The following is a 6000-nucleotide window of genomic DNA, read 5'->3' as shown; positions in this document are numbered from 1 at the left end:
GCCACCACTAAATACCGAACCCGCCCGGCCCGAATACCCCAAATGGCTCAAAAACCTCATCACCAAAACCACCAAAACCACCAAAAAACCAGCCAACTAAACCAGCCACACCAGCCGGACCACGCACCTAAAGCACCCTGACCGCGCAGCTAAACCAGCCAGACCAGCCTGACCAATCCGTAGCCGGATGGTCACCCACAACTTACTGTGAGGCCCGACTTACGGTGTGGCCGCGGACTTCCGTTCGCCGCATGCAGGCTATACCAGACGCCCTATCCATAAGGACTAGCTATTTGTTCGCCCCAGGTGGCGACTACGGCGGTCGCCGCAGGGAGCTGTAGGCTGAAACACAAACTACGTCAGGGAGCTCATGTTTCGTCGCATCACAGTTTTGCTGCTCGCACTCAGCCTCGTTGTCGGGGGGACTTCGTGTTCAGCACCTGATGATGGCACATCCACTGCCGATGCCCTCGCCAAGGCACTCACGTCTCACACCGTAGGTGATTTGAGTTTCGACAAACCATCCGCGGATGTGCAAAAAGAGCTCACCGAGATTTCCAAAGGCATCGACCCGGTCTGGCCGACGGCCGCTGTGAGCGGGGTGGTGATCACCGATGACACCGCCCGCGTTTCACTGAATTACACGTGGAAACTGCCGGATGTCGACAAGGCCTGGACCTATGCCACCGGCGCCGACATGAAGCGTGACGGTAAAAACTGGGTCATCACGTGGTCTTCCGAAATGCTCCAGCCCGAGCTCAAACCGGGCGAACGCCTCGCCATCAGCACCACCAACGGCAAGCGAGCGGGAATTCTATCCGCGGATGGCCAAGCCATCGTGAAAGACCGGATGGTGCAAATTGTCGGCATCAACAAGGACGGCCTGACCGATGCACAAGCCGCAGCCTCGGCGAAGGCTTTGGCTGCCGTGCTGGAAATTGACCCTGCGGCCTATGCTGCGAAGGTCAAAGCCTACGGAGCCGTCGCATTCGTTGACGCCATCACCTTGCGTGAGGAAGCCTTCAACGCGCTGGACAAAGACAAACTCAACGCAGTTGAAGGCATCCTCGTCACGCGCGACACCATGCCTTTGGCACCGTCGCGCACCTTTGCATCAGCCATTCTGGGGTCCGTCCATGAGGCAACAGCAGAGGACATCGAAAAGTCTAAGGGCAAGATTGTTGCCGGTCAGATCATTGGCTCCGGAGGCTTGCAAGCCGCCTTTGACGCTCAGCTAGCTGGTACTCCGGGGATTACCGTGAGCGCTGTTCCTGCCGCGACCGCAGATACGGCCACTGCCAGCGCTGAGGCAACGGGCGACGCAGGGACCTCGACCACCGATGCTGAGGCACCTCCCCGTCCCCTCTTCATCGTCGAGCCGGTGGATGGTAAAGATGTGAAAACAACTTTGGTCCCCGGGATCCAAACCGCTGCCGAATCTGCGCTGGATGACGTGAAGACCCCAAGCTCCATTGTGGTGATGCGTCCATCCACGGGAGCCATTCTGGCCTCCGCTAACGGCCCCGATAGTGCCGGTTACAACACAGCTTTCCTTGGACAGTACGCGCCAGGTTCAACCTTCAAAATGGCCACCTCGCTTGCCCTGCTACGAACAGGCATGGGGCCGACGTCGACGGTTAGCTGCACACCAGAATTCACGGCTGACGGTAAGAAGTTCCTCAACGCTCCCGGCTACGCGCCTGAGGCGACAGGTGAGGTTTCCTTGACTACCGCCGTCGCCCATTCCTGCAATACGGCCTTCGTTTCGCAATTTGAAAAGCTCTCGCAGGACAATCTGGCTGATGCTGCCGGCGCCTTGGGGATCGGGATGGAGAACGATCTGGGTCTGGACGCCTATATGGGCAATGTACCGCGTGATTCCAAGGGAACTGAGCATGCGGCATCACTGATTGGGCAGGGCAAGGTACAGGTTTCACCGCTGGCCATGGCTACCATGATGTCCTCCATGGTCAAGGGAACTGCTGTTACACCGGTGTTGGTGGACGGGCATGACGGTAAAGCTAAGCTAGCCGCCGGTGCAGCCCTGACCACCAAGGAAGCTGGCGATCTGCGTATCCTGATGCGGGCCGTTGTCACCGATGGTTATTTGTCCACCTTGGCAGATCTGCCTGGGTCCGAGGCGATCGGGAAAACGGGAACGGCGGAATTCGGCACCGAAACACCGCCGCGCACTCACTCTTGGGTCATTGCCGCTCAAGGTGACATTGCCGTGGCAGTGTTTGTGGAAGATGGGGATTTAGGTGCCATTACAGGTGGCCCGCTGGCCAAAGCGGCATTGTTGGCGGCAAAATAGCGGCCAGACCGAGTCAACAAACAACGCCATCTCTAAGCACTCAGGAGAAGTATGCACAGCAACGAACTGCCCAAGGTCAAGTTCTCCCTCACTCGTTTTCGCGAGGGCTACGATCTAGCTGACGTGGACGCATTCCTTGAGCGTCTGCGCGACACCCTGGTCCAGTGGGAATCCGGACGCCCAGGACTTATCTTGTCCGGCGAAGTGGTGGAGACGCGATTTGCTGTGACGAAGTTCCGCAATGGCTATGATCAGGATCAAGTAGACAATTTTCTGGACGAGGCCACCATCACATTAGCGGGCTATGAAAAGGGCCAAACGCCCGGATACTGACGCTTCTGCGCTGAGCGCGGGCCCCGCCGCACGGCAGCATTGGTGGGCGGGCCTGCGCTCAGGCTACGCCCCCGTGAGGTCGCGGTTGCGGAAACGCCAGATTCCCAGTGCCCCAAGAACCACGGCGAGCAGGCTCAACACCGCGAGCGGCAGCAGGGCGAAGCTCTCCGCGGGCATGCGGGGGACGGCACCGAACGGGGTCATCTTAATGGCGCCCTGGGACAGCGAGAACAAGGGCCCGAACATGGCCACTAGCACGGAGACGCCGTACACGGCCCAGCTCAGACTCACGCTCAGCCGGGGCAGGAAGCCGTGCAGGAACAGCAGCACACCCATCATCAGCAGCACGGCCGGCCAGTAGGCAAAGCTTGCCCCGGCTAGGGCGGAGCCGGTCGCGGCACCGTTGGAGGATATCCCGGTGAGCCAGCCGCCCATCAGCAGCATCACGGCGGAACCTGCCGCGGCTACGGCTATGTGCGCGGCGAGCCAGCGCGTGCGGGCGAGTGAGCCGGCTAGCTGGGACTCGAGCCGTCCCTCGGATTCCTCGGCGCGTGCCCCCGAAAGGCTCTGTAGCGCATACGCCCCGGCCAACATGGCGTTGAACAATACGAAAGTTCCCATGATGCCGTTGAGCATGTTCTGGGTGCCGCCCAGAAATGCCTGGGCATAAGGGTTTGACGGGTCCAGCACCGAGGTCATGGCCTTCGCCACACTGCCGAAGAAGAGCCCTGCGACGACCGCGCCTAGCAACCAAGAAACGAGAGTGGCACGTTGCAGGCGCAGGGCCAGCCCAATGGGCGAGGCCAGCAAAGCTGTGGCGTGCCCCGGGCCTCGGCGGTCAGGCAGCAGACCCAGCCCCAAGTCCCGGCGGGATTCAACGCGCAGTGCCAGTGCGCAGCAGGCGACAGCAAAGACCAGCAGGGCCAAGAACGGCCACCACGTATCCTGCGAGAACGGACGCATGTTTTGGCCCCAGCCAATCGGCGAGAACCAGCTCAAGGCGGTGACCTTGGTGTCCGGGGCATTCACGTCTGCAACGGCCCGGACAAGATAGAAGACTGCCAGCACTGCCACGCCGAGGGAGTTCGCGCCCCGGCTGGTGGAACTCAGCTGGCCGCACAGTGCCGAGATGCCTACGAAGGCCAACCCGACGCCGGCTATGGAACCGCCGAGCACCAATGAACCTGCGATTGGTAGATTCTCGGCCAGGGCCAGCAGAGTGATCAGCAGGCCCGTGACAATGCTGAGTCCGCCCACCACGGTGTAGTTGGCCAGGCTGAAGGCATGCCGCCCGAGTGCAGAGCCGCGCAGCAGTTCGGTGCGTCCGGCCTCCTCATCGGCGCGACCGTTGCGGGTCACCAAGAAGATGGCAGCAAAGCCCAGGGCGACGGCGAGGGTCATCCAAATTTTTATCACGAGGATACCGCCCAGGCTGCCGGCCGCGTAGGGCAGCCCTGTCATGGCGGCAATGGCCGGGGTGTTGGCCACGCTGGCATACGCATCCCTGGCCGCCTGTGTGGGAAAGGCTTCGTGCTGCGAGGAATAGACGACGGGGATCATGACCGCCAGCACCAGGGCCCAGATCAGCAGACGCAGCCAATTGCGGCGCAAGATGAACCGCACGGACAGGCCGAATCCGGCAAAGGTGCCTGATGAGGACCCCGCCGCAGCAGCGTGCAGATGCGGAGCCGCGATACTCATCGCGCACCTGCTGCCTGCGCTGCGGCCGTTCCGGTCTCGGTCACAGCCGTCGTCCCGCTTGCCGGCGCAACGCCGCCATAGTGGCGCAGGAACAGGTCCTCCAAAGATGGTGGGCTTGAGACAAGCTGGCGCGGGTTGAACGAGGATAGGGCCGAAAGCACTCCACCCAGTTCCGCCTCGCCCACAGTGAACGTGGCATGATTTCCATCGGCTACGAGTTCGTTCACGCCCGGAACGCCCAAAAGCACGGAGGCGTCACGGTCCAGCAGTACGCTCACAACGGTGCGGTGCAGATGCCGGAGCTCGTCGAGCCGCCCGGCCTCCACTGTCCTGCCTTCGCGAATGATGGTGACGGTGTCGCACAGCTTCTCGACCTCGGCAAAGATGTGGCTGGACAGCAGCACGCTGCGACCGTCCGCCTTCACTTCCCGGATGTACTCCGTGAACACCTGCTCCATGAGTGGATCTAGGCCTGACGTGGGCTCATCGAGAATCAGCAGCTCCGCGTTGGAGGCCAGCCCGGCAACGAGGGCAACCTTTTGCCTGTTCCCCTTGGAATAGCTGCGCGCCTTCTTGGTGGGGTCCAGCTCAAACCGCTCCAGCAGAGCGTTGCGCTTTGCATGGTCCACGCCGCCGCGCAGCTTGGAGAGGATGTCTATGGCTTGACCGCCGGTCAGGTTGGGCCACAGGCTGACATCGCCGGGGACGTAGGCAATGCGGCGGTGAAGTTCGACGGCGTCACGCCAAGGATCGCCGCCCAGCAGCCTTGCGGTGCCGCCGTCGGACCTTACAAGGCCCAACAGGATACGGATGGTGGTGGACTTCCCGGAGCCGTTCGGCCCGAGGAATCCTGCCACAGTGCCTTCATCCACCCGCAGGTTCAGCCCTGCCAGGGCGCTGGATTTCCCAAAACGCTTGTGTAGCCCTGCTATCTCGACTGCCGGAACGGTGGTGGACATGGTGCTTCCTTTTAACTCATTGCAGCTTCTCCCGCGAGACCCGCGGGCGGGTTGGTCTTGGCGGCCAGATAAGCAAGATACTCGTCAAGGTAGGTGCGGTCGGCAAACACGCCTTCCGTGTATACCTCCAATGTGGGGAGCATAGCCTGGGCCATGTACTGGTCCATGACGTTCGCGAAATCATCGAGTCGGACTTCCGGGCGCATGGCCAGGTTCACGAGCATGCTGCCAATGGACTGCTGCACCATGAACCGCGCCCGGGCCTCCTCGTTGCGGCTGGGCACAACAAGCCCGCGGGCCACGGCATCAGTGGTGAAGGCCAGGGCCTCAGCCACCATGTTGTCCACAAAGGTGCGCCCCGCCGGGCTGCCGTCCTGGACGCTGCGCAGGATGTACACCATGAGCACTCCACCGTCGCGAGATGCTGGCAACTGTGCAAAAAGGCGAGTTGGCGGGGTGTTCATGCTGTCAACCTTGAGTACGCGATAACGCTTCAGAACGGTGGCGTCGCACTCGGCGCGCAGTTCCTCCTTGGAACCAAAGTGGTGGCGGACCAGTCCGGCGCTGACCCCTGCCCGCGTGGCGATGGCACGAAGGGATTCACCGAACCCTCGTGCAGCGAAGCACTCGATGGCGGCATCGCGCAACCGAGCGCGGCCGGTCAAATCCTCATGAGTTGTACTCATGTACAGC

At 61.7% G+C, this 6000-nt stretch carries 5 protein-coding genes; 2 read left to right on the top strand and 3 right to left on the bottom strand.

Annotated features, from left to right (window positions below; all coding sequences use genetic code 11):
• Positions 1-370: 370 nt before the first annotated feature.
• Both CXQ93_RS18245 and CXQ93_RS18240 read left to right on the top strand, forming a co-directional pair.
• The gene (locus tag CXQ93_RS18245) at positions 371-2314 is read left to right on the top strand and encodes a penicillin-binding transpeptidase domain-containing protein (protein WP_104111835.1); all 1944 of its coding nucleotides are present in this window, start codon (positions 371-373) and stop codon (positions 2312-2314) included.
• A gap of 51 nt (positions 2315-2365) precedes the next feature.
• Positions 2366-2647 (top strand): DivIVA domain-containing protein, encoded by a 282-nt coding sequence (locus tag CXQ93_RS18240; protein ID WP_104111834.1) that lies wholly within the window; start codon positions 2366-2368, stop codon positions 2645-2647.
• Between the two features lie 63 nt (positions 2648-2710).
• On the opposite strand, the gene CXQ93_RS18235 is transcribed toward CXQ93_RS18240, so the two are convergent.
• The 3 genes from CXQ93_RS18235 to CXQ93_RS18225 are packed head-to-tail and all read right to left on the bottom strand — an operon-like array spanning position 2711 to position 5993.
• Complete coding sequence (locus tag CXQ93_RS18235; protein ID WP_104111833.1) at positions 2711-4348, bottom strand: ABC transporter permease; 1638 nt, start codon at positions 4346-4348, stop codon at positions 2711-2713.
• Complete coding sequence (locus CXQ93_RS18230; RefSeq protein ID WP_104111832.1) at positions 4345-5307, bottom strand: ABC transporter ATP-binding protein; 963 nt, start codon at positions 5305-5307, stop codon at positions 4345-4347. The genes CXQ93_RS18235 and CXQ93_RS18230 overlap by 4 nt, the downstream gene beginning before the upstream one ends.
• 11 nt (positions 5308-5318) lie before the next feature.
• The gene (locus tag CXQ93_RS18225; RefSeq protein WP_104111831.1) at positions 5319-5993 is read right to left on the bottom strand and encodes a TetR/AcrR family transcriptional regulator; all 675 of its coding nucleotides are present in this window, start codon (positions 5991-5993) and stop codon (positions 5319-5321) included.
• Positions 5994-6000: the final 7 nt, after the last annotated feature.

The organism is Arthrobacter sp. N199823, from assembly GCF_002929705.1.
Classification (GTDB): Bacteria; Actinomycetota; Actinomycetes; order Actinomycetales; family Micrococcaceae; genus Specibacter.
The sequence above is the reverse complement of the archived record's forward strand: the minus strand, read 5'-3'. Positions and strand labels throughout refer to the sequence as shown.